We start from the raw sequence: 24,031 nt of genomic DNA, 5'->3' as shown, positions 1-24,031 counted from the left end.
ATGCCGCGCCCCACGCTGGCGCCCGGCTCAACCGGAAAATCCCCATGCAACCCAAGAATCCCATCATCGGTCTGTGCCAACAGGCTGCCTTCATGATCAGTGCGGCCAAGGTCGACCAGTGCCCGCCGGACGAGGGCTTCGAAGTGGCCTTCGCCGGGCGCTCCAACGCCGGCAAGTCGAGCGCGCTGAATACCCTGACCCACGCCAACCTGGCACGCACCTCGAAGACCCCGGGGCGCACCCAGCTGCTCAACTTCTTCACCCTGGACGAAGAGCGCCGCCTGGTCGACCTGCCCGGTTATGGCTATGCCAAGGTGCCAATTCCGCTTAAACAGCACTGGCAACGCCACCTGGAAGCCTACCTGAGCAGCCGCGAGAGCCTGGTCGGGCTGATCCTGATGATGGATATCCGCCATCCGCTGACCGAGTTCGACCGCATGATGCTCGACTGGTCCCAGGCCAGTGGCATGCGCCTGCATATCCTGCTGACCAAGGCCGACAAGCTGACCTTCGGCGCCGCCAAGAACGCCCTGCTCAAGGTTCGCCAGGATATCCGCAAGGGCTGGGGCACGGACGCCAGCATCCAGCTGTTCTCGGCGCCCAAGCGCCAGGGCGTCGAGGAAGCGCAGGCCGTGCTGGCTGGCTGGATGGGGCTTCTCGAAGCAGAGGAAGGCTCGGATCCCGATTTCGCGAGCTAGGATCAGGCAAGGCGAAATTGGGCGAGGGCGCGGAGTTTACGTGCTGTAAATGAGCAGCCCGAGCCCAATTTCAACGCCGCCTGGCCGACGCGCAGCAAATCGTGAGCAAAAAAAACCCCGGACTTCGTATGGGGAGGAGAAGACCGGGGTTCAATTCTGAACCGCTAGGGCGGGGTTCAGAGATCTGCCAACACTAGAACACACATAGGAGCATCGAAGGGCTACATGCCATTCGTAAACTCTGACCGGTGCCGCCAGCGGATAGTTCAGCCATTTTTTAAATCGCATTGCGATAAGCAGTAATTTAAAAGACCGAAAAGAGCTAACTAGCCGCCAAGCTGCGACCCCATGCCGCAGCCCGGGGCCACGCAATCAGTGCGCCTCGTCCCAGTTGTCGCCCACCCCGGCCTCGACCAGCAGCGGCACGTCCAGCGCCGCGGCGCCGCTCATCAGCGGCAGCAGGCCGGCCTTGAGCGCCTCGACCTGATCCTCGCGCACCTCCAGCACCAGTTCGTCGTGGACCTGCAGGATCACCTTGGCATCCAGGCCGGACTGCGGCAGCCAGGCGTCCACGGCAATCATCGCGCGCTTCATGATGTCCGCCGCGGTGCCCTGCATCGGCGCGTTGATCGCGGTGCGCTCGGCGCCCTTGCGCAGCGCCGGGTTCTTCGCCTGGATGTCCGGCAGGTACAGGCGGCGGCCGAACAGGGTCTCGACATAGCCCTGCTGCGACGCCTGCTCGCGGGTGCGCTCCATGTAGGCCAGCACGCCGGGATAGCGGTGGAAATACACGTCGATATAGGCCTGCGCCTGCTTGCGGTCGCAGCCGATCTGCTTGGCCAGGCCGAAGGCGCTCATGCCGTAGATCAGGCCGAAGTTGATCGCCTTGGCGCTGCGGCGCTGGTCAGTGGTCACCTCGTCCAGCGGCACGCCGAACACCTCGGCGGCGGTCGCCTTGTGCACGTCGCGGCCGTGACGGAAGGCATCCAGCAGCCCCTCGTCCTGGGCCAGGTGGGCCATGATGCGCAGCTCGATCTGCGAGTAGTCGGCCGCCACCAGCTTGTAGCCCTGGGGCGCGACGAAGGCCTGGCGGATGCGCCGGCCCTCGGCGGTGCGGATCGGGATGTTCTGCAGGTTCGGGTCGGACGAGGACAGCCGGCCGGTGGCGGTGACCGCCTGGTGGTAGCTGGTGTGGATGCGCCCGGTGCGCGGGTTGATCTGCTCCGGCAGGCGGTCGGTGTAGGTGCTCTTCAGCTTGCTCAGGCTGCGGTATTGCATCAGCACCTTGGGCAGCTCGTAGTCCTGCTCGGCCAGCTCGGCCAGCACCGCCTCGGCGGTGGAGGCCTGGCCGGTGGCGGTCTTGCTGATGATCGGCAGGCCCAGTTTCTCGTAGAGGATCGCGCCGAGCTGCTTGGGCGAACCCAGGTTGAACTCCTCGCCGGCGATGGCGAAGGCCTGGCGCTCCAGTTCGACCAGGCGCTCGCCCAGCTCGACGCTGTGCTGGCCGAGCAGCTTGGCGTCGACCAGCGCGCCCTGGCGCTCGATGCGCGCCAGCACCGGCACCAGCGGCATCTCGATCTCCTGCAGCACCCTGGCCAGCGCCGGGGTCTGCTGCAGCCTGGCCCACAGCGTCTGGTGCAGGCGCAGGGTCACGTCGGCGTCTTCCGCGGCATAGGGGCCGGCCTGCTCCAGGGCGATCTGGTCGAAGGTCAGCTGCTTGGCACCCTTGCCGGCGATGTCCTCGAAACGGATGGTGCTGTGATCGAGGTACTTCAGCGCCAGGCTGTCCATGTCGTGGCGGGTGGCGGTGGAGTCCAGCACGTAGGATTCGAGCATGGTGTCGAAGGCCACGCCCTGCACGCTGATCGGCGTCGAGGCGTTGGCCAGCACGTTGATGTCGTACTTGGCGTGCTGGCCGACCTTGGCCTTGGCCGGGTCTTCGAGGATCGGCTTGAGCGCGCGCAGCACCGCGTCGCGGTCCAGTTGCGCCGGCACGCCCATGTAGCTGTGCGCCAGCGGCACATAGGCCGCTTCGTGGGCGCTGACGGCGAAGGACACGCCGACCACCTGGGCCTGCTGCGGGTCGAGGCTGGTGGTTTCGGTATCGAAGGCGATCAGCTCGGCCTGCTCCAGCTTCTTCAGCCAGGCCTCGAACTGCGCCTGTTCCAGCACGGTTTCATAGCGCGCATCGCTGGCGGCCGGCGCTTCTGCCGGCTCGCCTTCCGCAACGGCCGGCTCGTCGAACAGGCCGCCCGTGGCCGCGACCGGCTTGGCCGCCGCCTTGACCGGCGGCTTGCCCTGCGCCTGGCCGCGCTGCAGCTCGTCCAGCCAGCCGCGGAACTCCAGCTCGCTGTACAGCGCCACCAGCGCCTCGCGGTCCGGCTCGCCCGGATGCAGGTCGTCGATGGCGATATTCAGTTCGAGGTCGATCTTAATGGTCGCCAGCTGGTAGGACAGGTAGGCCATGTCCTTGTGCTCGAGCAGCTTGGCCGGCAGGGTCTTGGCGCCGCGGATCGGCAGCGCCGGGACCTTGTCGAGGTTGGCGTAGAGCACGTCGAGGCCGCCGCCGACGCCGACCAGCAGGCCCAGCGCGGTCTTCTCGCCGACCCCCGGCACGCCGGGGATGTTGTCGACCTTGTCGCCCATCAGCGCCAGGTAGTCGATGATCAGCTCCGGGCCGACGCCGAACTTGGCCCTGACCCCCTCGATGTCATACACGCTGCCGGTCATGGTGTTGACCAGGGTCACGTGCGGGCAGACCAGCTGGGCCATGTCCTTGTCGCCGGTGGAGATCACCACGTCGCGGCCCTCGGCCGCGCACTGGCGGGCCAGGGTGCCGATCACGTCGTCGGCTTCGACGCCTTCGACGCACAGCAGCGGGTAGCCGAGGGCGCGCACGCTGGCATGCAGCGGCTCGACCTGGCCGCGCAGCTCCTCCGGCATCGGCGGGCGGTTGGCCTTGTAGTGCTCGAACATGGCATCGCGGAAGGTCCCGCCCTTGGCGTCGAAGACCACCGCGAAGGGGCTGTCCGGGTACTGCTTGCGCAGGCTCTTGAGCATGTTCAGCACGCCCTTCACCGCACCGGTCTGCAGGCCCTTGGAAGTGGCCAGCGGCGGCAGGGCGTGGAAGGCGCGGTACAGGTAGGAGGAACCGTCGACCAGAACCAGAGGGGTGTTAGACATGCGCAGGATCAACCTTTTGCCAGGGGCGGGCGCTAGAATGAACCCACCAACCAGAGAAAGGGACAAGGTTACCATGCGCGTACTCAACCGCCTGTTGCTCACCGGCCTGCTGGCCATCAGCCCGCTGTATGCCATCGCCGCCGAGGATGCACCGGGCGCCGACCCGGACGTGACCATCCGCCAGGATGGCGACAAGACCATCACCGAATACCGGCAGAATGGCTTCCTCTACGCCATCAAGGTCACCCCGAAAATCGGCAAGCCCTACTTCCTGGTGCGCGCCGACGGCAGCGAGGGCAACTTCATCCGCTCCGACCAGCCGGACATGCTGATCCCGGCCTGGGAAATCTTTAAGTGGTAACTGCCGGCGGCGGGCCCCGGCCCGCCGCCACACCCCTCGGAGGCTAATGCCATGTCGGTCTTCACCCCGCTGGAACGCCACGAACTGGAAGCCTTCCTCGCCCCCTACGGGCTGGGACGGCTGAAGGACTTCCAGGGCATCAGTGCCGGCACCGAGAACAGCAACTTCTTCGTCAGCCTGGACGGCGGCGAATATGTGCTGACCCTGATCGAGCGCGGCCCGCGCGCCGACCTGCCGTTTTTCATCGCCCTGCTCGAACGCCTGCACCAGGCCGGCCTGCCGGTGCCCTACGCGATCCCCACGCAAAGCGGCGAAACCCTGCGCGAGCTGGCGGAAAAACCCGCCCTGCTGCAGCCACGCCTGGCCGGCAAGCATGTCGCCCAGCCCAACGCCCACCACTGCGCCGAGATCGGCGGCTGGCTGGCGCACCTGCACCTGGCCACTCGCGACAATATTCTCGAACGGCGCAGCGACCGCGGCCTCGACTGGATGCTCGAGGAAGGCCCGATGCTGGCCCTGGAGCTGCACGACGAACAGCTGCCGCTGCTGCGCGACAGCCTGCACGAGGTCGCCGAGCTGAAGGAGCGCATCCTCGCCCTGCCGCGGGCCAACCTGCACGCCGACCTGTTCCGCGACAACGCGCTGTTCGACGGCAACCAGCTGGCCGGGGTGATCGACTTCTACAACGCCTGCTCGGGGCCGATGCTCTACGACCTGGCGATCACCGTGAACGACTGGTGCTCGCAGGCCGACGACAGCCTCGACCTGCCGCGCGCCCGTGCCCTGCTCGGCGCCTACGCCGCGCTACGGCCGTTCAACCGCGCCGAGGCCGAGTTGTGGCCGGCCATGCTGCGCATCGCCTGCCTGCGCTTCTGGCTGTCGCGGCTGATCGCCGCGCGGCGCTTCCAGGGCCGCGACGTGCTGGTCAAGGACCCCGGCGAGTTCCAGCGCCGCCTGGCGCAGCGCCAGCAGGTCAGCCTGACCCTGCCCTTCGCCCTGTAAGGCCCTGCGTCAGAGGCCTTCCAGGCAAGCGGCCAGCTGCTGGCCGAGATTGTCCAGCAACTGCTCGTAGCCCTGCGCCGATACCGCCAGGCTGCCGCCCAGGGCATCCATTTCCGCCAGTTTGACCGGCAGACCGGCGCTCAGGGTTTGCGCCAGGCGCGGGCGCAGCGGCGGCTCGCTGAACACGCAGCTCGGCCCGGCCGCCTGCAGGCGCTCACGCATGGCCGCCACGTGCCGCGCCCCCGGCTGCACCTCGGCCGCCACGCTGAACACACCGGCATGCTGCAGGCCATAGGCGGCTTCGAAGTAGTCGTAGGCCTCGTGGAAGACGAAGTAGGGCTTGCCGGCCAGCTTGGCCAGGCGCGTCTTGAGCCGCGCATCCAGGGCATCCAGGCGCGCACCGAAGGCGGCCAGGTTGGCCTGGTAGCGCGCGGCATTGGCCGGGTCGGCCTGGGCCAGGTCGGCGGCCATCTTCGCCGCTATCACCCGGGCGTTGTGCGGCAGCAGCCAGAGATGGGCGTCCAGGGTGCCGGGGCGGTGGTCGTGGTCGTGCTCATCGGTCGCCGCCGCGTGCTCGTCATGCCCGTGCTCATCGGCAGGCTCGTCCTCGCCGCTTTCCACCTTGGCAAAGTGACGCAGCTGCAAGCCCGGCAAGTCCTGCACGACCACGCTCGGCAGGCTGCGGCCCTGCAGCACGCGCGGCAGGAAGCTCTCCATGTCCGGGCCGATCCAGTACAGCAGGGTGACGCTGTGCACCCGGCGCACATCCGAGGGGCGCAGGGCGAAGCTGTGCGGCGAGGCGCCCGGCGGCAGCAGCACGGCGGGCGTGCCGACGCCCTCCTGCACGGCGGCGGCGATCAGCTGCAACGGCTTGATGCTGGTCAGCAGCTGCACCTCGGCACGGGCGGATAGGGAAAACAGGCACAACAGGACAATGGCAAACAGACGCGACACGACAGCGACACTCGGCGGACAAAGAGTTATAGAATAACGTCTCTTACCCTGGACGTCGCCGCCCATGCTCAAACCCCACACCGCCAAGACCCCGCTGGCCTGCCTGCCACACGACCATTCGCACTGCGTCAGCAGCGCCCTGGCCGAGGCCGATGCGCTGTGCAGCAAGCAGGGCACGCGCCTGACCGCCCTGCGCAAGCGCGTGCTGGAGCTGGTCTGGCAGAGCCACAAGCCGCTGGGCGCCTACGACATCCTCGGCGTGCTGAGCGAGGAGGACGGCCGCCGCGCCGCCCCGCCGACCGTCTATCGGGCGCTGGATTTCCTTCAGGAGAACGGCCTGGTGCATCGCATCGCCTCGCTCAACGCCTTTATCGGCTGCGTGCGCCCGGAACATGCGCACCAGGGCCAATTCCTGATCTGCCGGAGCTGCCACACCGCCATCGAGCTGGAGCTGCCGAGCATCAGCCAGGCGATTGTCGCCGGTGCCAGAGAGGTGGGCTTCGTGGTGGAAAGCCAGACCGTGGAAATCGTCGGCCTGTGCGCCAGCTGCCGGGAGGCGACATGAGCGAGGTATTGATCCAGCTCGACGGCGTCGGCGTCGGCTTCGCCGGGCAGGCCGTGCTGCAGGATGTGCAGCTGACCGTACGCGCCGGCGAGATCGTCACCCTGATCGGCCCCAACGGCGCCGGCAAGACCACCCTGGTGCGCGCCGTGCTCGGCCTGCTCAAGCCGGACAGCGGCCGGGTGCAGCGCAAGGCACGCCTGCGCATCGGCTACATGCCGCAGAAGCTGCACGTCGACCCGACTTTGCCGCTCTCGGTACTGCGCTTCCTGCGCCTGGTGCCGGGGGTCGACCGCGCCGCGGCGCAGGCGGCGCTGGCCGAGGTCGGCGCCGAGCAGGTGATCGACAGCCCGCTGCAGGGCATTTCCGGCGGCGAACTGCAGCGCGTGCTGCTGGCCCGCGCCCTGCTGCGCGAGCCCGAGCTGCTGGTTCTCGACGAGCCGGTGCAGGGCGTCGACGTGGCCGGCCAGGCCGAGCTGTACCGCCTGATCACCCGCCTGCGCGACCGCCACGGCTGCGGCGTGCTGATGGTCTCCCACGACCTGCACCTGGTGATGAGCACCACCGACCAGGTGGTCTGCCTGAATCGCCACGTGTGCTGCTCCGGCCACCCGGAACAGGTCAGCAACGACCCGGTGTTCGTCGAGATGTTCGGCCAGGACGCCAGGAGCCTGGCCATCTACCACCACAACCACGACCACAGCCACGACCTGCACGGCGCGGTGGTCAGCCAGCCCGGCCTGACCATCCACGGCCCGGCCCATGTCCACGGCCCGGGATGTAAACACTGATGCCCGATTTCCTGCTTAACGCATTGCTCGCCGGCCTGGCCCTGGCCCTGGTCGCCGGCCCCCTGGGCTCCTTCGTGGTCTGGCGGCGCATGGCCTACTTCGGTGACACCCTGTCCCATGCCGCCCTGCTCGGCGTGGCCCTCGGCCTGCTGCTGGATGTCAGCCCGACCCTGGCGGTGACCGCCGGCTGCCTGCTGCTGGCCGTGTTGCTGGTGACCCTGCAGCAGCGCCAGCCGCTGGCCTCGGACACCCTGCTGGGCATCCTCGCGCCAACCACCCTGTCGCTGGGCCTGGTGGTGCTGAGCTTCATGGACGAGGTGCGCATCGACCTGATGGCCTACCTGTTCGGCGACCTGCTGGCCGTCGGCCCCGGCGACCTGGCCTGGATAGTCGGCGGCGCCGTCCTGGTCCTGGCCCTGCTGCTGCCGCTGTGGCGCCAGCTGCTGGCGATCACCGTGCACGAGGAGCTGGCGCGGGTCGAAGGCCTGCCGGTGGCGGCCCTGCGCCTGGCGCTGATGCTGCTGATCGCGGTGGTGATCGCGGTGGCGATGAAGATAGTCGGGGTGCTGCTGATCACCTCGCTGCTGATCATTCCGGCCGCCGCCGCCCAGCGCCATGCGCGCACCCCGGAGCAGATGGCGATCGGCGCCAGCGTGCTGGGCATGCTCGCGGTAGGCGCGGGCCTGAGCCTTTCCTGGTACCAGGACACGCCCGCCGGGCCGTCCATAGTTGTGGCCGCCGCCGCACTTTTCCTGCTGAGCTTTGTACTCCCCCGTCGGGCCCGTTAGTATTGGCCGTTTTTTGCACAAACAAAAACGAACAAGAACCGACAGGTCACAAAATGAACGCTACCGCGCCGCGCTATTTCATGGCCCTTGCCCTGGGCCTGCTGCTCAGCGAAGCCCGTGCCGAGTACTGGACCATCGACGAACAGGTCAAGGCCTTCAACGCCGTCTCCACGCAGATCAGCCGCGGCGAACTGCAGGCCGCCGAGCAGGGACTGGCCGCCCTGCAACAGCAAACCGCCCGGAACGACGTGCGCATCGAGCAGTACCAGCGCGAGCTGGCCGGCGCCTACCTGAACCAGGGCAAGCAGCAGCTGGCGGCGCACAATCCGCAGGCCGCCGCGGCCGCCCTGGCCAAGGCCGAACCCTACATGGCCAAGGCCCCCGGCCTGAAGCAGGACTACCAGGCCAGCCTGGCCGCGGCAGCAGCCGGCGACACGCCGCAGGCCGCCCAGCCGCGCAAGGCCGCGCCACAACAGGCCGCCCAGGCAGCGGCCCGGCCGCAGGCCGTCGAACGTCAGGCAGCCGCCCAGCCGCCGGCAGCCAGCCAGCCCGCAGCGCCCGTCGCCGCCACCAAGAGCGCAGCGCCCGCCGCCCCGGACGAGCGCCGCGAAGAAGTGGAGCGGCGCCTGCGCGAGGCCGAGGCGATCATCGCCAAGAAGGAAGCCGAGCGCGCCCGCCAGCAGCAACTGGCCGAGGAACAGGCCGCCGCCGCCGCACAGCGCGCCGTCCGTGAGGCCGCCAGCACCGCACCGGCGGTGGTTGCCGCCGCGCCGCAGGTGGTCAGCAAGCCGCAGAGCAGCGGCCGCGCCCGCCTGATCGACCCCAGCGCCAGCAGCAGCAGCGTGGCCATGCCGATGCTCGACGCCAACGACCGCGACAGCCTGCGCACCCTGCTCGACGCGGTCGCCGCCGATGTGGTCGCCTTCGACTGCGCGGTGCGCCTGGAAGTGCGCGAGGCCAAGGACTATCCCTTCGTCGCCGCCCTGCTCTCGGCGCGCATCAAGAAGCTCGACCCCAGCTTCACCCCGCAATTCTCGCCGGTGCTCAAGCCGGACCAGGAGCCGCGCCTGGTGCTGAGCCCGCAGAGCAACAGCTGACCTCTCGGAGCTGCTGCGCGTCGGCGATACTGCGTTGGAAATGGCCTCGGGCTGCTCATTTACAGCTCGTAAACTCCGCGCCCTCGGCCATTTGATTCGCTGGCGCTCCCCCTTCGGGCCAGCCTGCGGCTGTTACTCCCGCTGGTCGTTGCGCCTTGTCTCGCTCTAGCTCGCGAGCTCCGAACCCTAGCAGGGCAGGTTTCACCCGCCCTGCTAGCTTATGCCCCTTCGAAAGAAATTCAGGCCAATAAAGACTAAGAGCGCATAAACAAACCGGCTAAAATGCGCGGCTTTCGGCTAACCGCCTAGGCTAGAAGGAGTCGCCGCGCCCATCGGATGGCGGCAGTCACTCCCACGTACCCACAAGGTTCGCTCCGTGATCGAGTTCCACCACGTCAACAAGACCTACCAGGTCGCCGGGCGCGCCGTGCCCGCCTTGCAGCCTACCGACCTGCGCATCGAAGCCGGCCAGGTGTTCGGCCTGATCGGCCATTCCGGGGCCGGCAAGAGCACCCTGCTGCGCCTGATCAACCGCCTGGAAGAGCCCAGTGGCGGGCGCATCACGGTCGCCGGCGAGGACGTCACCGCGCTCGATGCCAACGGCCTGCGCCGCTTCCGCCAGCAGGTCGGGATGATCTTCCAGCACTTCAACCTGCTGTCGTCGAAGACCGTCGCCGCCAACGTCGCCATGCCCCTGCAACTGGCCGGCGAGCTGAGCCGCGACGCGATCGCCCAGCGCGTCGCCGAACTGCTGGCCCGCGTCGGCCTGGCCGACCACGCCAGCAAGTACCCGGCGCAGCTGTCCGGCGGGCAGAAGCAGCGCGTCGGCATCGCCCGCGCCCTGGCCACCCGGCCGAAGATCCTGCTGTGCGACGAGGCCACCAGCGCCCTCGACCCGCAGACCACCGCCTCCGTCCTGCAACTGCTGGCCGAGATCAACCGCGAGCTGGGCCTGACCATCGTGCTGATCACCCACGAGATGGACGTGATCCGCCGGGTGTGCGACCAGGTGGCGGTGATGGACGGCGGGCAGATCGTCGAACAGGGCCCGGTGGCCCAGGTGTTCCTGCATCCGCAGCACGCCACCACCAAGCGCTTCGTCCAGGAAGACGAGCACGTCGACGAGGACGAGCAGCGCGACGACTTCGCCCACGTGCAGGGCCGCATCCTCCGGCTGACCTTCCAGGGCGAGGCCACCTATGCGCCGCTGCTGGGCACCGTGGCCCGCGAGACCGGGGTGGACTACAGCATCCTCGCCGGGCGCATCGACCGCATCAAGGACAGCCCCTACGGCCAGCTGACCCTGGCCCTCACCGGCGGCGACATCGACGCCGCGCTGGCGCGCTTCCAGGCCGCCGACGTGCACCTGGAGGTGCTGCGATGATCGAGTCCCTGCTGGCCAGCTGGCTGCCCAATGTCGACTGGCAGGAGATCGGCTACGCCAGCCTCGACACCCTCAACATGCTCGGTGGTTCGCTGTTGTTCACCGTGCTGCTCGGCCTGCCGCTGGGCGTGCTGCTGTTCCTCACCGGGCCGCGGCAGATGTTCGAGCAACGCGCGCTGTACGCCGTGTTGTCGCTGCTGGTCAACGTGCTGCGCTCGGTGCCGTTCGTGATCCTGCTGATCCTGATGATTCCGCTCACCGTGCTGATCACCGGCACCTCGCTGGGCGTGGCCGGGGCCATCCCGCCGCTGGTGGTCGGGGCCACGCCGTTCTTCGCCCGTTTGGTGGAAACCGCCCTGCGCGAAGTCGACCGCGGCATCATCGAGGCGACCCAGGCCATGGGCGCGACCACCCTGCAGATCATCTTCCGTGCCCTGCTGCCGGAAGCGCTGCCGGGGCTGATCGCCGCTGCCACCGTGACCGCCATCACCCTGGTCTCCTACACCGCCATGAGCGGCCTGATCGGCGGCGGCGGCCTCGGCGACCTGGCCGTGCGCTACGGCTACCAGCGCTACCAGCCGGACGTGATGGCGGTGACCGTGATCCTCCTGCTGGTGCTGGTGCAGGTGCTGCAGACCGCCGGCGACAAGCTGGTGGTGCATTTTTCTAGGAAATAAAAAGCTCGCGCAAATAACCGACTGAATTCGCCTTACCCCATAGCACAGCGGGCGACCCGTTACCCACGGGACCCCGCACCCAATCCCACAAGGAGCTGCACCATGAAAAAACTGCTGACTGCCCTGGCCGCCGCGGCCGCCCTGACCAGTGCTGCCGCCCAGGCCGCCGACACCCTGCGCGTCGCCGCCACCGCCGTGCCGCACGCGGAGATCCTCGAGTTCGTCAAACCGGCCCTGGCCAAGGACGGCGTCGACCTACAGGTGAAAGTCTTCACCGACTACGTGCAGCCGAACGTGCAAGTGGCCGAAGAGCGCCTGGACGCCAACTTTTTCCAGCACCAGCCGTACCTGGATGAATTCAACGCCTCGCGCGGCACCAAGCTGGTGAGCATCGCCGGCGTGCACGTCGAACCCTTCGGCGCCTACTCGAGCAAGATCAAGACCCTCGCCGAGCTGCCGCAGGGCGCCCAGGTGGTGATTCCCAACGACGCCACCAACGGCGGCCGTGCCCTGCTGCTGCTGCAAAAAGCTGGCGTGATCAAGCTGAAAGACGGCGCCGGAATCACCGCCACCGTCAAGGACATCGCCGAGAACCCCAAAGCGATCAAGGTGCGTGAGCTGGAAGCGGCCACCCTGCCGCGTGTACTGGCTCAGGTCGACCTGGCGCTGATCAACACCAACTACGCCCTGGAAGCCGGCCTCAACCCGACCAAGGATGCCCTGGTGATCGAAGGCAGCGACTCGCCTTACGTCAACATCCTGGTGGTGCGTGAAGCCAGCAAGAACGACGCGGCCCTGCAGAAGCTGGCCAAGGCGCTGCACAGCGCCGAAGTCAAAGCCTTCATCAACGACAAATATAAAGGCGCGGTAGTCCCGGCGTTCTGATCGCCGGCTTAACCCGCCCAAGAAAAAGCCGCGCACTGCGCGGCTTTTTTCTGTCCGGATGCCGGACGATCACTTTTCGCTCTGCAGCAGTCCCGGCAATTGCGCCGCCAGCTTGTCGTTGTTCAGCGGCGCGCGGATGAAGCCACGCTGGGTGCCGTCCGGGCCGAGGATCACTAGGTTACCGCTGTGGTCGACGGTGTAGTTTTCCTGGCTGGTATCGGCCGGGATATAGGGGATGCTCACCGCGCTGGCGAGCTTCTGCAGATCGTCCTGGGCACCGGTCAGGCCCATGAAGGCCGGGTCGAAGAAGCCCAGGTATTTCTTCAGCTGTTCGGGATTGTCGCGCTGCGGGTCGACCGTCACCAGCACCACGCGCAGCCTGGCCTGGGCCTCGGCCGGCAGCATGCCCTTGAGCTGGCGCAGCTGCGCCAGGGTGGCCGGGCAGATATCCGGGCAGAAGGTGTAGCCGAAGAACAGCAGGCTCCACTGGCCCTTGAGCTGGTCCACGGCCTGCGCCTGGCCATCCTGGTTGGTCAGCGACAGGCCCGGCAGGCTGCGGCTCTGCGGCAGCAGGACGATGCCGGCATCGAGCAGGGCCACCTTGTCGGTGCCGTCGCCCTTGCTGTTGAGCACCTTGTTGACGGTGAGGCCGAGCACCAGGGCGACGGCGGCGAAGAGGACAAAGACGGTTTTCTGCGTTCGGCTCATAGGTTCAGCAACAGGTAGTGGTCGGCGAGGAGGGCGATAAACAGCAGGAACAGGTACCAGATACTGTACTTGAAGGTGTTGATCGCCGCGTGCGGTCGGCTGTCACGGTACAGCACCAGCGCCCAGTGCATAAAGCGCCCGCCGAGCACCACCGCGCAGGCGAGATAGAGCAGCCCGCTCATGTGGATGGCATAGGGCAGCAGGGTCACGGCGATCATCACCGCGGTGTACAGCAGGATGTGCACCTTGGTGTAGTGCTCGCCATGGGTCACCGGCAGCATGGGGATGTCGGCCTTGGCGTACTCCTCCTTGCGGTGGATGGCCAGGGCCCAGAAGTGCGGCGGTGTCCAGGCGAAGATGATCAGCACCAGCAGCAGCGGCTCGGCGCTGATATGCCCGGTGACCGCGACCCAGCCGAGCAGCGGCGGCGCGGCGCCGGCCAGGCCGCCGATGACGATGTTCTGCGGCGTGGCGCGCTTGAGAAAGCCGGTGTAGAGCACCGCATAGCCGAGCAACGAGGCCAGGGTCAGCCAGGCGGCCAGCTCGTTGGTGAAGGTCAGCAGCAGGGCCATGCCCGCCACCGCCAGCAACAGGGCAAAGCCCAGCGCCGCCACCGGCGACAGGCGCCCGGCGGTGACCGGACGCTTGTGCGTGCGCGCCATGATCGAGTCGATCCGCCGGTCGACCACATGGTTAACCGCCGCCGCCGCGCCGGCACACAGACCGATGCCGAGGTTGCCGAACACCAGCACCGGCCAGGCGACCCCGGCGCGGGTGGCGAGGAACATGCCGACCAAGGAGGTGATCAGCATCAGCAGCACCACACGCGGCTTGGTCAGTTCCAGGTAGTCGCGCCAGCTGGCGTGCTCCCGGCGGGTTTGCAACAGAGTAGCCATGGGGGTCTCTCCTTATGATTACTGACTGACCTGGGCCAGACCGGCGTCAGCCGGGATGACGGAGGATTGGCTAGCGGGGCTTGTGGCTATGGCAACGCCACGCAGGCGGTAGTTGATCAGCACCAGCACCAGCAGCAGGGCCGCACCACCGGCGTTGTGCGCGACCGCGACGGCCAGCGGCAGGTGCAGCAGCACGTTGCTGATGCCCAGGCTGATCTGCGCGGTCAGGGCCAGCAGCAGCAAAGCGGCCAGGCGGCCCTGGCCGGCAGCGCGCAGGCGCCAGGCCAGAACCAGCAGAACCAGGCTGACCAGCAGGGCGCCGATGCGGTGGCTCATGTGAATGGCGGTGCGCGCATCGCTGTCGAGCTGGCCGCCGAGGTAGTTGGGGCCGATGTGCTGGGTCAGGTGGAAGCCGTTGGCGAAGTCCATCTCCGGCAGCCATTGGCCATGGCAGGTGGGCAGGTCGATGCAGGCCACCGCCGCGTAGTTGGAGCTGACCCAGCCGCCCAGGGCGATCTGCCCGATGACCAGGGCCAGGGCCACGCCCGCCAGCAGGCGCAGGCGCCGGGAAATGCTCGGCAGCGCCGGCAGTGCACCGGACAGGCGCAGGCTCAGCAGGAACAGCAGCGCCAGGGTGGTGAAGCCGCCCAGCAGGTGCGCGGTGACCACCTGCGGCCACAGCTTGAGGGTCACCGTCCACATGCCGAAGGCGGCCTGGGCGATCACCACGCCGAGCAGCAGCAGGGGCAGTTTGAGCGGCTGGCCCGGCTCGCCGCGGCGGCGCAGGGCCTGCAGCGCCAGGCCGAGAATCACCAGGCCGAGGCTGCCGGCGAAGTAGCGATGGACCATCTCGTTCCAGCCTTTTTGTGCTTCCACCGGCGCCTCGGGGAAGCGCGCCTCGGCATGGGCCAGTTGCGCCTCGCTCTGCGGCACGCCGATAAAGCCGTAGCAGCCCGGCCAGTCCGGGCAGCCGAGGCCGGCGTGGGTCAGCCGGGTGTAGGCGCCGAGCAGGACCACCAGCACCGCCAGCAGGGTGGCGAACAGGGCCAGGCGGTAGCCGGGGCGGGTTGTGCGTTCAGTCATGCGCAAGCCTCTTCTTGTTTTTATTGGGCTGAAGAGCAGTCAGAACCTGTCCATGATCTCGCGAGCTAGAGCCCGCGTCCAACGCGGCATGGCCGACGCGCAGCAGATCATGGGCTGGTTCTCAGCCGATCTGCGACAGCTTCAGCAACAGCCGCAGGTCATTGAGGATGGCCTTGCCCTTGGTCGTGGCGTCGTAGCGCAGCACCAGGTTGCCGTGCGGGTCGACCAGCCACAGCTGGGCGCCGCTGGCACCCTTGCTGGTCTTCGCGTAGGCCGGCAGGTCGAGGCCATAGCGGCCCAGCTGCGGGTATTCGCGCTGCAGCTGGGCATCGTAGTCGGCCGGCAGCGGGCTGCCGCTGGCCAGGCCGTGGCTGGCGCGGCTGGCATCGCGATTGAGGCCGATCTGGATCTGTCGGGCGGTGTAGACCAACTGGCGGCAATCCTCGGCGCAGCCCTGCGGCGCGGTGACCAGGATCTGCCAACGTGCCTGGCTGGCCCCGGTGACGCCGAGATCGGCCAGGCTCTGGCCGTCGCCGATCAGCTCGCCGTGGTAGTTGCGCGCATCCGGCACCCAGAAGCGCCACTGGTACATGGCCGTGGCGAGGATCATCGGGCCGATCGCCACCAGCAGCAGCAGGATCAGCTGCAGGCGTCCGCGCGCACGCGGTACGGCCACCTCAGGAATGCTGCCGAGGGGATTCAGGGTTGTGCTCATCGTGCTGCTCCCGCGCATTGCGCCATCCGAGATAGAGATAAAGGCCACACAGCGCCGCCGCCAGGGCGAACCACTGCACGGCATAGCCGGTGTGCTTGTCCGGGCTCATGGCCACCACCGGCCACTCGACCAGGTAGGCGGCAGGGCCGGGTTCGAGACGGACTTCGTAGGCCAGACCGCCGCGGCCGAGCTGCTGCCACAGGCGCTCCGGCTCGACCAGGGTGATCAGCCGCGGCCAGTCCTTGCCCGCCGGGTCGGCCTGCAGCTGGAAGCCGGCGCCCGGCGACAGGTAGACCTGCGCCACCAGTTCCAGGGGCTGCTCCGGGGTACTGAACTGCGGCGGGGTGCGCCGATCCGGCCAGGGCAGCCAGCCGCGGTTGACCAGCAGCCACAGGCCGCTGGCCTGGTCATAGAAGGGTTGCAGCAGCTCGACGCCGACCTGGCCGTGGCGCTGGCGGTTGTCCAGCAGCAGGCTGTGGCCGGCATCGAACTGGCCCTGCAGGCGGAAGCGGGTGTGCGCCGGGTCGCGCTGTTGCTCCAGCTCGGCCAGGCTGATCGGCGCCGCCTGCTGACGCGCCGCATGGCTGGCCAGCAGGGCACGCTTCTGCTCGGCCCGCTCGAGTTGCCAGAAACCCAGGGCCACCAGCAGCGGCAACAGCAGCGCCACCACCACGCTGGGCAGAATGCCGGGACGAAAGGCGCTCATCGGTGCCTCCCGAAACCCGCAACGCGGCTGGCTATACTGCAAGTACATCCCATTGCCCATCCCCCGGAGTCCCGCATGCTCAAAGCCGCGATCGTCCTCTTGCTGCTGGCCACCCTGGTCAGCCTGTTCAGCGGCCTGTTCTTCCTGGTCAAGGACGAGGGCCGTGGCATGCGAGTGGTCAATTCGCTGAGCCTGCGGGTGATTCTCACTGCACTGACCGTGGCGCTGATCGCCTGGGGGTTCTACAGCGGCCAACTGGCCAGCCACGCCCCCTGGTAAGGCAGCCAAGTCGGCTGCCCGGCACGCACCTCAAAGCACGTAGACGAAGACGAACAAGCCCAGCCAGACCACGTCGACGAAGTGCCAGTACCAGCTGGCCGCCTCGAAACCGAAGTGGTGGTCGCCATCGAAATGGCCCCTGAGGATGCGCACCAGCATCACCGTGAGGATGATCGCCCCCAGGGTCACGTGGGCGCCGTGGAAGCCGGTGAGCATGAAGAAGGTCGCGCCGTAGATGCCCGAGCCCAGAGTCAGGCCCAGCTCGGTATAGGCCTCGATGTATTCCTCGATCTGCAGCGCCAGGAAGCTCAGGCCGAGCAGGATGGTCAGCGCCAGCCAGGCCTTGAGCGGGCCGCGCTTGTTCTTCTTCAGCGCGTGGTGGGCGAAGGTCACGGTGAAGCTGGAGCTGACCAGCAGGATGGTGTTGATCAGCGGCAGGTGCCAGGGATCGATCACCTCCTTGGGCGGCGGGAACAGCTTGGCATCCGGGTTGTTCAGCGCCGGCCAGGCAAACTCGAATGCCGGCCAGAGCATGTTGGCCACGCCCTTGGCGCCCTCGCCGCCGAGCCAGGGCCCGGCGAAGTTGCGCACATAGAACAGCGCGCCGAAGAAGGCGGCGAAGAACATCACCTCGGAGAAGATGAACCAGCTCATGCCCCAGCGGAACGAGCGATCCATCTGCGGGCTGTACAGGCCGCCGCGGCTCTCCTTGATCACCGCGCCGAACCAGCCGAACAGCATGTAGGCGAGGAACAGGCCGCCGACGAAGAAGATCAGCGGGCCATTGGAGTCGGCCCGCTCGGCCTTGAGGTCGTTGAACCAGGTGCCGAGACCGTAGACGGTCAGCAGCATGCCGAGGGTGGCGATGATCGGCCACTTGCTCTGGGCGGGAACGTAGTAGTGCTGGTGACTCGACATTGTTGTTCTCCTTATGGAGTCGTCTGCGCCACAGAAACCTGCGCCGCAGTGATATCGAACAGGGTGTAGGCCAGCGTCAGGTGCTTCACATCGGCGGGCAGGTCGCGGTCGACGATGAAGCGCACCGGCATCTCGATGCGCTCGCCAGGCTGCAGCACCTGCTGGGTGAAGCAGAAGCACTCGGTCTTGTGGAAGAACGCCGCCGCCTTGGACGGCGCCACGCTGGGCACGGCCTGGGCGGTCATCGGCTTGTCGGTGGGGTTGTAGGCGACGAACAGCATCTCGTTGCTGGCCCCCGGATGCACCACCAGGTCATCCGCCTTGGCGCGGAATTCCCAGACCATGTCGGCGGCATTGGTGGCGAGAAACTGCACGCGCACCTGGCGCTGCTCGTCCACCACCTGTCCGCCCTGGTAGGCCCCGGCGGTCTTGCCGTTGATGCCGAAGGCCTGGCACATCACGTCGTAGATCGGCACCAGGGCGAAGCCGAAGGCGAACATGCCGACCACCACCGCCAGCAGGCGGACGATCAGGCGACGGGTAGCCAGGGCTTCGCTCACGGCGGCGCTCCTACTTCACGTCCGGCGGGGTGGTGAAGGTGTGGTAGGGCGCCGGCGACGGCACCGTCCACTCCAGCCCCTCGGCGCCGTCCCAGGGCTTGGCCGGGGCCGGTTTGCCGCCACGGATGCACTTGATGACGATGAACAGGAACAAGAATTGCGTTGCCCCGAAGGTGAACGCGCCGATCGACGAGATCATGTTGAAGTCGGCGAACTGCAGGTTGTAGTCGGGGATGCGCCGCGGCATGCCGGCCAGGCCGACGAAGTGCATGGGGAAGAACGCCAGGTTCATGCCGATGAAGCTCATCCAGAAGTGCAGCTTGCCGAGGGTCTCGTCGTACATGTGCCCGGTCCACTTCGGCAGCCAGTAGTAGGCCGAGGCGAAGATGCCGAAGATCGCGCCGGGCACCAGCACGTAGTGGAAGTGCGCCACCACGAAGTAGGTGTCGTGGTACTGGAAGTCCGCCGGGGCGATGGCCAGCATCAGCCCGGAGAAGCCGCCGATGGTGAACAGGATGACGAAGGCCACGGAGAACAGCATCGGCGTCTCGAAGGTCATCGAGCCCTGCCACATGGTGCTGGCCCAGTTGAACACCTTCACCCCGGTGGGCACGGCGATCAGCATGGTGGCGTACATGAAGAACAGTTCGCCGGTCAGCGGGATGCCCACGGTGAACATGTGGTGCGCCCAGACGATGAACGACAGGAAGGCGATCGAGGCGGTGGCATAGACCATCGAGGTGTAGCCGAACAGCGGCTTGCGCGCGAAGGCCGGGATGATCGAACTGACCGCGCCGAAGGCCGGCAGGATCATGATGTACACCTCGGGGTGGCCGAAGAACCAGAACACGTGCTGGAACAGCACCGGGTCGCCGCCGCCGGCCGCGCTGAAGAAGCTGGTGCCGAAGTGGATGTCCATCAGCATCATGGTCACCACGCCGGCCAGCACCGGCATCACCGCGATCAGCAGGAAGGCGGTGATCAGCCAGGTCCAGACGAACAGCGGCATCTTCATCAGGGTCATGCCGGGGGCACGCAGGTTGAGGATGGTGGCGATCACGTTGATCGCGCCCATGATCGAGCTGATGCCCATCAGGTGCACGGCGAAGATGAAGAAGGTCACCGACTCCGGCGCGTAGGTTGTCGACAGCGGCGCGTAGAAGGTCCAGCCGAAGTTGGGCCCGCCACCTTCGCTGAACAGGGTGCTGACCAGCATGCCGAAGGCCGCCGGCAGCAGCCAGAAGCTGAAGTTGTTCATCCGCGGCAGGGCCATGTCCGGCGCGCCGACCATCAGCGGGATCATCCAGTTGGCCAGGCCGACGAAGGCCGGCATCACCGCACCGAACACCATGATCAGGCCGTGCATGGTGGTCATCTGGTTGAAGAACTCCGGCTGCACGATCTGCAGGCCCGGCTGGAACAGCTCGGCGCGGATCACCATGGCCATGCTGCCGCCGAGCAGGAACATGATGAAACTGAACCACAGGTACATGGTGCCGATGTCTTTGTGGTTGGTGGTCAGTACCCAGCGCATCAGGCCCTTGGCCGGGCCATGGTGGTGGTCAGTATGACCGTGGTCGATCACTGCACTCATGTCCTTACTCCTGAGCCTGTTTGAACGCGAGGATGTCTTTCGGCGTGACCATGTCGCCCACCGCATTGCCCCAGGCATTGCGTTCGTAGGTGATGATCGCGGCGATGTCGACTTCCGAGAGTTGCTTGCCGAAGGCGGCCATGGAGGTGCCCGGCTTGCCGTTGACCACGATGCCGATATGGCCGGCGGCCGGGCCGGTGGCGATCTTCGAGCCCTTGAGCGCCGGGAACATCGGCGGCAGGCCCTCGCCGGTCGGCTGGTGACAGGCGGCGCAGGTGGTCTGGTAGGCCTTCTCGCCACGGGCGTAGAGCTCGTCGCGGGTCCATTCCTTGCTGGTCAGCTCCTTGACCTTGGCCGCCTCGGCCTTGCGCTCGGCCAGCCAGATGGCGAAGTCTTCCTTGCTCTTGGCTTCCACCACCACCGGCATGAAGCCGTGATCCTTGCCGCACAGCTCGGTGCACTGGCCACGGTAGATGCCGGGGTTGTCGATGCGCGTCCAGGACTCGTTGACGAAGCCGGGGATGGCGTCCTTCTTCACCGCCAGGGCCGGCACCCACCAGGAGTGAATCACGTCGGCAGCGGTGATCAGGAAGCGCACCTTGGTGCCGACCGGCACCACCAGCGGCTGGTCCACCTCGAGCAGGTAGTGCTCGCCTTTTTCCGCCTGGTTGTGGATCTGCGCGCTCGGCGTGGCCAGGTTGCTGAAGAACTCGACGTCCTGGCCCAGGTACTTGTAGTGCCACTTCCACTGGTAGCCGGTGATCTGGATATCCAGCTCCGACTCGGAGGTGTCGTAGATGTCGATCAGGGTCTTGGTCGCCGGCACCGCCATGACCACCAGGATCGCGAACGGCACCACGGTCCAGAGGATTTCCACCGTGGTGCTTTCGTGGAAGTGGGCAGCGACCTGGCCGGTGGAGCGGCGGTGGATGATCATCGACCAGAACATGGCACCGAAGACCACCACGCCGATCACGACGCAGATCCAGAAGATGATCATGTGCAGGTCGAAGACTGAACGGCTGACCTCGGTGGCGCCGGGCAGCATGTTGACTGCCCACTCGGCCTGCGCCGAGCCAAATGCCAACCACAGCAGGAGGCCCATCCAGACTCGTGGATGTCGCATCATTGCGGGTTCCCCTTAATTTTTCTTGTTATCCCGCCGGCAAAGCCCGCGGCAAAGGGATCGACTGCCAATACGGCTGGCTGAAACTGTCGAAACCTCTCCGTGCCGCAGCCCGTCCGGTTCCATCAGGTAACGCCTTGCGATTTCGAGTATAGACAGCCGCTGCGACATAACAACGCAGCCAGAAAAATGCCGCGGGAAATTTATCCTTGGCCGCAGTGGCAGCAATGGCGAGGGCTGCGGCCTAGAGCGGGGCGCTTGATATAGCAGAGTAGAATAAATATTTAATAATTATGACAATCCGATCTTAGTCAGCGCCCCTGGCGAGCTAAGGTGAATTCTCGTTTGAATCATGTCCTCATCACAGGAGCCGTCATGAATACCCTCGCACTGCGCGAACAGATCCAACAGGCCCTCGCCCATGAGGCCGACAGCGGCGCCCTGGCGCGACAGCTGCAAGGCCAGCTGGCCAAGCTGCATCCGAGCATCCAGCTGCCGGCCAGTGACGCCCGCGGCGTGCTCGAACGCTTCGTCGCCGCCTATATCGAGCAGGTACCGGACGTGCTCGACGCAGCCAACAGCGTGGCCCGCGAAGCCGGCATCGAGGAGCAGATCAAGCCGGTGCTGAAGCTGGCCGAGCAGTTCTTCCTCAGCCCGCCAAGCGTCATGGAGGGCCATCAGGGCCTGGATGCCCTGCTCGACGAATCCTACCTGGCCCACCGCCTGGTCGAGGAGGTCAACGACCGCTACATCACCCACCTCGGCCAGCCGCTGATCCCGCTGGATACCACGGTGGCCAACCTGATCGCCCACCAGCTGATCGGCGAGCCCTTCGCCAACCAGCTGGACGAAGCGGTGCGGCACGCCATGGACGGGCTGCTGGATGACCGCGTGTTCCAGCAGAGTTCGGTGCAGGACTACCGCGCCCGCCTGAGCAGCCCGCAGACCCTGGCGGCCTGGCAGAGCTGGCCGTGCCTGTCGCGCCAGCTGGGCGTGGAGCTGGGCCTGCCGGCCTGATCACGCGCCAGATGCAACAAGGCCCGCATGCGCGGGCCTTGTCGTTTCACTGCGCCGGGTAGCGCGCCTTGGGCGTGGCCATCGGCACCACCTCGCCATCCAGCGGCAGGAAGCCCCCGCTCTTGGCATCATAGGCACGGATCGCGCTGCTCTCGATGTCGTACACCCAGCCGTGGATGAACAGTTGGCCGCTGGCCAGCCTGGCCGCGACCGAGGGGTGGGTGCACAGGTGGTTGAGCTGGGCGATCACGTTCTCCTCGGTGAGGATGCCCAGGGTGTCGTGGCCGTTGCAGGTGCAGTTCTCCTCGACCACCCTGAGCGCCACCTCGCTGTGGCGCAGCCAGGCCTTGACCGTGGGCATCTGCTCCAGGGTCTCGGGGGCCAGCACCGCCTTCATCGCACCGCAGTCGGAATGGCCGCAGACGATGATGTGCTGCACGCCCAGGGCCAGCACCGCGTACTCGATGGCGGTGGAAACGCCGCCCATCATCTGCCCGTAGGGCGGCACCACGTTGCCGACGTTGCGGGTGACGAACAGGTCGCCCGGCGCGCTCTGGGTGATCAGTTCGGGGACGATGCGCGAGTCGGCGCAGGTGATGAACATAGCGCGCGGGTTCTGCGCGCTGGCCAGGGCCTTGAACAGCTCTTCCTGCTGCGGGAAGACCTCGCTGCGGAAGCGCTTGAAGCCGCCGACTATGGCGCTCAGCGCCTCGTCGGCGCTTTCCGGCGCGGTGCGCGCCTGCAGGGGAATGGCGTTGTGCTTGTAGGGCATTGCGTCTACCTCATGCTGAACCGTTGCGCTGGGCGAATTATCGACCTGGCATGCGGACAGCCGCCAGCCGCGAATAGTCACAAATTACAGTAGAGACAACTGCCCGCCGGGCGGGGCGAACTGGCTGCAGTCGAGGCCGAAACCCTCGCGCCGATTCAGCCCCAGGCGCTTGAGCGCCAGCTGGAAACGCTGGGCCAGCAGCTCGGCGAACACCCCCTGGCCGCGGAAGCGCTGACCGAAGCGGCTGTCGTACAGCTCGCCGCCGCGGCTCTGGCGGATCAGGCTCAGCACATGCTCGGCGCGTTGCGGGTGATGGGCCTGCAACCATTCCTCGAACAGCGGTGCCACCTCCCGCGGCAGGCGCAGCAGCATGTAGTTGGCACTCTGCGCGCCGGCCTGCTTGGCCGCTTCCAGCAGGCTCTCCAGCTCCATGTCGTTGATCATCGGGATCATCGGCGAGCACAGCACGCCCACCGGAATCCTGTTTTCGCGCAGCACGCGGATCGTCCGCAAACGCGCGGAGGGGGCGGCGGCACGCGGTTCGAGAATGCGCTTGAGCGCGTCATCCAGGGTGGTCAGGCTGATATACACCGCGACCAGGCGGCGCTCGGCCAGTTGGCTCAGCAGGTCGAGGTCGCGCAGGATCAGCGCGCCCTTGGTGACGATGGTCAGTGGGTGGCCATAGCGCAGCAGCACTTCCAGGCAACGGCGGGTCAGCTGGTGCTCGCGCTCGATCGGCTGATAGGGGTCGGTGTTGCTGCCCAGGGCGATCGGCGCGCAGACGTAGCCGGGCTTGCTCAGCTGCTGTTCGAGCAGGGCCGGCGCGTTGCGCTTGGCGATCAGCTTGGTCTCGAAGTCGATGCCCGGCGACAGGTCCCAGTAGGCATGGCTGGGCCGCGCATAGCAGTAGATGCAACCGTGTTCGCAGCCGCGGTAGGCATTGAGCGAACGGTCGAACGGCAGGTCCGGCGACTGGTTGCGGCTGATGATGCTCTTGGCCATTTCCACCCGCACCTCGGTGGCGCGACTGGGCGGCACTTCCTGGAACCAGCCGTCGTCCGTGGCGATGATGCGCTGCGCCGCGAAGCGGTTGTGCGGGTTGCTGGCGGTGCCGCGACCGCGCGGTGGCAGGGGGGTAGACATGGCAAGGCCCTCGACAGATAACTGTATGAATATACAGCTATCTGTCGAGGGCGGCAGTACCGTCCGGAAGTTACTTTGCGGGTTTCTTAGAGCCTGTTGACGAGCTCCCGTAGGGTGCGCCGCGCGCACCAC

General features: G+C 67.0%; 25 protein-coding genes. 12 read left to right on the top strand and 13 right to left on the bottom strand.

Translation table 11 applies throughout. The annotated features are described in order from the left end of the window. The first annotated feature begins 44 nt into the window (after positions 1-44). Entirely contained in the window at positions 45-698 is a 654-nt protein-coding gene (gene yihA / locus F3I62_RS02410; RefSeq protein WP_160488086.1) for a ribosome biogenesis GTP-binding protein YihA/YsxC, read from the top strand. Between the two features lie 372 nt (positions 699-1,070). Here yihA and polA read toward each other — a convergent pair whose 3' ends face one another. Further along, positions 1,071-3,881 carry a DNA polymerase I gene (gene polA, locus F3I62_RS02405; RefSeq protein ID WP_160488085.1) on the bottom strand — a complete coding sequence of 937 codons (2,811 nt, stop codon included), beginning with the start codon at positions 3,879-3,881 and terminating at the stop codon, positions 1,071-1,073. A 73-nt stretch (positions 3,882-3,954) separates the two neighbouring features. Here polA and F3I62_RS02400 point away from each other — a divergent pair, with 73 nt between their 5' ends. Next, complete coding sequence (locus F3I62_RS02400) at positions 3,955-4,242, top strand: DUF2782 domain-containing protein (protein ID WP_160488084.1); 288 nt, start codon at positions 3,955-3,957, stop codon at positions 4,240-4,242. Between the two features lie 51 nt (positions 4,243-4,293). Beyond that, on the top strand, positions 4,294-5,244 hold the full coding sequence (locus F3I62_RS02395) for a homoserine kinase (protein ID WP_160488083.1): 951 nt from the start codon (positions 4,294-4,296) through the stop codon (positions 5,242-5,244). A gap of 9 nt (positions 5,245-5,253) precedes the next feature. On the opposite strand, the gene F3I62_RS02390 is transcribed toward F3I62_RS02395, so the two are convergent. Further along, on the bottom strand, positions 5,254-6,198 hold the full coding sequence (locus F3I62_RS02390; protein ID WP_372240068.1) for a zinc ABC transporter substrate-binding protein: 945 nt from the start codon (positions 6,196-6,198) through the stop codon (positions 5,254-5,256). 64 nt (positions 6,199-6,262) lie between these two features. Here F3I62_RS02390 and zur point away from each other — a divergent pair, with 64 nt between their 5' ends. The 7 genes from zur (at position 6,263) to F3I62_RS02355 (ending at position 12,382) form a co-directional block, all read left to right on the top strand. After that, entirely contained in the window at positions 6,263-6,763 is a 501-nt protein-coding gene (gene zur / locus F3I62_RS02385) for a zinc uptake transcriptional repressor Zur (RefSeq protein WP_160488081.1), read from the top strand. Continuing rightward, positions 6,760-7,551: a zinc ABC transporter ATP-binding protein ZnuC gene (gene znuC, locus F3I62_RS02380; RefSeq protein WP_160488080.1), complete on the top strand. Its 792-nt coding sequence runs from the start codon at positions 6,760-6,762 to the stop codon at positions 7,549-7,551. Before zur ends, znuC begins: the two co-directional genes overlap by 4 nt. Next, positions 7,551-8,339: a zinc ABC transporter permease subunit ZnuB gene (gene znuB, locus F3I62_RS02375; protein WP_160488079.1), complete on the top strand. Its 789-nt coding sequence runs from the start codon at positions 7,551-7,553 to the stop codon at positions 8,337-8,339. Before znuC ends, znuB begins: the two co-directional genes overlap by 1 nt. A gap of 53 nt (positions 8,340-8,392) precedes the next feature. Then, the gene (locus tag F3I62_RS02370; protein ID WP_160488078.1) at positions 8,393-9,436 is read left to right on the top strand and encodes a hypothetical protein; all 1,044 of its coding nucleotides are present in this window, start codon (positions 8,393-8,395) and stop codon (positions 9,434-9,436) included. A 376-nt stretch (positions 9,437-9,812) separates the two neighbouring features. After that, complete coding sequence (locus tag F3I62_RS02365) at positions 9,813-10,820, top strand: methionine ABC transporter ATP-binding protein (RefSeq protein WP_160488077.1); 1,008 nt, start codon at positions 9,813-9,815, stop codon at positions 10,818-10,820. Next, positions 10,817-11,497 carry a methionine ABC transporter permease gene (locus tag F3I62_RS02360; protein ID WP_160488076.1) on the top strand — a complete coding sequence of 227 codons (681 nt, stop codon included), beginning with the start codon at positions 10,817-10,819 and terminating at the stop codon, positions 11,495-11,497. The genes F3I62_RS02365 and F3I62_RS02360 overlap by 4 nt, the downstream gene beginning before the upstream one ends. 102 nt (positions 11,498-11,599) lie before the next feature. Then, positions 11,600-12,382: a MetQ/NlpA family ABC transporter substrate-binding protein gene (locus F3I62_RS02355; protein ID WP_160488075.1), complete on the top strand. Its 783-nt coding sequence runs from the start codon at positions 11,600-11,602 to the stop codon at positions 12,380-12,382. A gap of 69 nt (positions 12,383-12,451) precedes the next feature. On the opposite strand, the gene F3I62_RS02350 is transcribed toward F3I62_RS02355, so the two are convergent. From F3I62_RS02350 to F3I62_RS02330, 5 genes are all read right to left on the bottom strand, one after another. After that, the gene (locus F3I62_RS02350; RefSeq protein ID WP_160488074.1) at positions 12,452-13,090 is read right to left on the bottom strand and encodes an SCO family protein; all 639 of its coding nucleotides are present in this window, start codon (positions 13,088-13,090) and stop codon (positions 12,452-12,454) included. After that, on the bottom strand, positions 13,087-13,986 hold the full coding sequence (cyoE, locus tag F3I62_RS02345; protein ID WP_160488073.1) for a heme o synthase: 900 nt from the start codon (positions 13,984-13,986) through the stop codon (positions 13,087-13,089). The genes F3I62_RS02350 and cyoE overlap by 4 nt, the downstream gene beginning before the upstream one ends. An 18-nt stretch (positions 13,987-14,004) precedes the next feature. Beyond that, on the bottom strand, positions 14,005-15,069 hold the full coding sequence (locus tag F3I62_RS02340) for a heme A synthase (protein ID WP_160488072.1): 1,065 nt from the start codon (positions 15,067-15,069) through the stop codon (positions 14,005-14,007). 121 nt (positions 15,070-15,190) lie between these two features. Then, positions 15,191-15,784, bottom strand: coding sequence for a hypothetical protein (locus tag F3I62_RS02335; protein WP_160488071.1), 594 nt, complete (start codon positions 15,782-15,784; stop codon positions 15,191-15,193). After that, entirely contained in the window at positions 15,747-16,490 is a 744-nt protein-coding gene (locus tag F3I62_RS02330) for an SURF1 family protein (protein ID WP_160488070.1), read from the bottom strand. Before F3I62_RS02330 ends, F3I62_RS02335 begins: the two co-directional genes overlap by 38 nt. A gap of 75 nt (positions 16,491-16,565) precedes the next feature. On the opposite strand from F3I62_RS02330, the gene F3I62_RS02325 reads away from it, so the two are divergent. Next, positions 16,566-16,769 (top strand): twin transmembrane helix small protein, encoded by a 204-nt coding sequence (locus F3I62_RS02325; RefSeq protein WP_160488069.1) that lies wholly within the window; start codon positions 16,566-16,568, stop codon positions 16,767-16,769. Between the two features lie 30 nt (positions 16,770-16,799). Here F3I62_RS02325 and F3I62_RS02320 read toward each other — a convergent pair whose 3' ends face one another. Genes F3I62_RS02320 through coxB form a run of 4 tightly spaced genes read right to left on the bottom strand, consistent with a single transcriptional unit; the run spans position 16,800 to position 20,970 of the window. Continuing rightward, on the bottom strand, positions 16,800-17,687 hold the full coding sequence (locus F3I62_RS02320; protein WP_160488068.1) for a cytochrome c oxidase subunit 3: 888 nt from the start codon (positions 17,685-17,687) through the stop codon (positions 16,800-16,802). 11 nt (positions 17,688-17,698) lie between these two features. Beyond that, complete coding sequence (locus F3I62_RS02315) at positions 17,699-18,247, bottom strand: cytochrome c oxidase assembly protein (RefSeq protein ID WP_160488067.1); 549 nt, start codon at positions 18,245-18,247, stop codon at positions 17,699-17,701. Positions 18,248-18,257: 10 nt separating this feature from the next. Beyond that, a complete protein-coding gene (gene ctaD, locus F3I62_RS02310) occupies positions 18,258-19,841 on the bottom strand; it encodes a cytochrome c oxidase subunit I (protein WP_160488066.1) in 1,584 nt (527 codons plus the stop codon). Between the two features lie 4 nt (positions 19,842-19,845). Further along, positions 19,846-20,970 (bottom strand): cytochrome c oxidase subunit II, encoded by a 1,125-nt coding sequence (gene coxB / locus F3I62_RS02305; protein ID WP_160488065.1) that lies wholly within the window; start codon positions 20,968-20,970, stop codon positions 19,846-19,848. 372 nt (positions 20,971-21,342) lie between these two features. On the opposite strand from coxB, the gene F3I62_RS02300 reads away from it, so the two are divergent. After that, complete coding sequence (locus F3I62_RS02300; RefSeq protein WP_160488064.1) at positions 21,343-21,984, top strand: hypothetical protein; 642 nt, start codon at positions 21,343-21,345, stop codon at positions 21,982-21,984. 46 nt (positions 21,985-22,030) lie between these two features. On the opposite strand, the gene F3I62_RS02295 is transcribed toward F3I62_RS02300, so the two are convergent. Continuing rightward, positions 22,031-22,756, bottom strand: coding sequence for a carbonic anhydrase (locus F3I62_RS02295; protein WP_160488063.1), 726 nt, complete (start codon positions 22,754-22,756; stop codon positions 22,031-22,033). A gap of 84 nt (positions 22,757-22,840) precedes the next feature. Beyond that, on the bottom strand, positions 22,841-23,899 hold the full coding sequence (locus F3I62_RS02290; protein WP_160488062.1) for a PA0069 family radical SAM protein: 1,059 nt from the start codon (positions 23,897-23,899) through the stop codon (positions 22,841-22,843). Between the last annotated feature and the right edge of the window lie 132 nt (positions 23,900-24,031).

It is taken from the genome of Pseudomonas sp. R-28-1W-6 (assembly GCF_009799925.1).
GTDB lineage: Bacteria > Pseudomonadota > Gammaproteobacteria > Pseudomonadales > Pseudomonadaceae > Aquipseudomonas.
This window is presented reverse-complemented; position numbering and strand designations above follow the sequence as displayed.

Bases quoted from the DNA above. Each gene is read 5' to 3' on its own strand.
- yihA (WP_160488086.1), top strand. From the start codon at position 45: ATGCAACCCAAGAATCCCATCATCGGTCTGTGCCAACAGGCTGCCTTC.
- polA (WP_160488085.1), bottom strand. From the start codon at position 3,881: ATGTCTAACACCCCTCTGGTTCTGGTCGACGGTTCCTCCTACCTGTAC.
- F3I62_RS02400 (WP_160488084.1), top strand. From the start codon at position 3,955: ATGCGCGTACTCAACCGCCTGTTGCTCACCGGCCTGCTGGCCATCAGC.
- F3I62_RS02395 (WP_160488083.1), top strand. From the start codon at position 4,294: ATGTCGGTCTTCACCCCGCTGGAACGCCACGAACTGGAAGCCTTCCTC.
- zur (WP_160488081.1), top strand. From the start codon at position 6,263: ATGCTCAAACCCCACACCGCCAAGACCCCGCTGGCCTGCCTGCCACAC.
- znuC (WP_160488080.1), top strand. From the start codon at position 6,760: ATGAGCGAGGTATTGATCCAGCTCGACGGCGTCGGCGTCGGCTTCGCC.
- znuB (WP_160488079.1), top strand. From the start codon at position 7,551: ATGCCCGATTTCCTGCTTAACGCATTGCTCGCCGGCCTGGCCCTGGCC.
- F3I62_RS02370 (WP_160488078.1), top strand. From the start codon at position 8,393: ATGAACGCTACCGCGCCGCGCTATTTCATGGCCCTTGCCCTGGGCCTG.
- F3I62_RS02360 (WP_160488076.1), top strand. From the start codon at position 10,817: ATGATCGAGTCCCTGCTGGCCAGCTGGCTGCCCAATGTCGACTGGCAG.
- F3I62_RS02355 (WP_160488075.1), top strand. From the start codon at position 11,600: ATGAAAAAACTGCTGACTGCCCTGGCCGCCGCGGCCGCCCTGACCAGT.
- F3I62_RS02350 (WP_160488074.1), bottom strand. From the start codon at position 13,090: ATGAGCCGAACGCAGAAAACCGTCTTTGTCCTCTTCGCCGCCGTCGCC.
- cyoE (WP_160488073.1), bottom strand. From the start codon at position 13,986: ATGGCTACTCTGTTGCAAACCCGCCGGGAGCACGCCAGCTGGCGCGAC.
- F3I62_RS02340 (WP_160488072.1), bottom strand. From the start codon at position 15,069: ATGACTGAACGCACAACCCGCCCCGGCTACCGCCTGGCCCTGTTCGCC.
- F3I62_RS02335 (WP_160488071.1), bottom strand. From the start codon at position 15,784: ATGAGCACAACCCTGAATCCCCTCGGCAGCATTCCTGAGGTGGCCGTA.
- F3I62_RS02330 (WP_160488070.1), bottom strand. From the start codon at position 16,490: ATGAGCGCCTTTCGTCCCGGCATTCTGCCCAGCGTGGTGGTGGCGCTG.
- F3I62_RS02325 (WP_160488069.1), top strand. From the start codon at position 16,566: ATGCTCAAAGCCGCGATCGTCCTCTTGCTGCTGGCCACCCTGGTCAGC.
- F3I62_RS02320 (WP_160488068.1), bottom strand. From the start codon at position 17,687: ATGTCGAGTCACCAGCACTACTACGTTCCCGCCCAGAGCAAGTGGCCG.
- ctaD (WP_160488066.1), bottom strand. From the start codon at position 19,841: ATGAGTGCAGTGATCGACCACGGTCATACTGACCACCACCATGGCCCG.
- coxB (WP_160488065.1), bottom strand. From the start codon at position 20,970: ATGATGCGACATCCACGAGTCTGGATGGGCCTCCTGCTGTGGTTGGCA.
- F3I62_RS02300 (WP_160488064.1), top strand. From the start codon at position 21,343: ATGAATACCCTCGCACTGCGCGAACAGATCCAACAGGCCCTCGCCCAT.
- F3I62_RS02295 (WP_160488063.1), bottom strand. From the start codon at position 22,756: ATGCCCTACAAGCACAACGCCATTCCCCTGCAGGCGCGCACCGCGCCG.
- F3I62_RS02290 (WP_160488062.1), bottom strand. From the start codon at position 23,899: ATGTCTACCCCCCTGCCACCGCGCGGTCGCGGCACCGCCAGCAACCCG.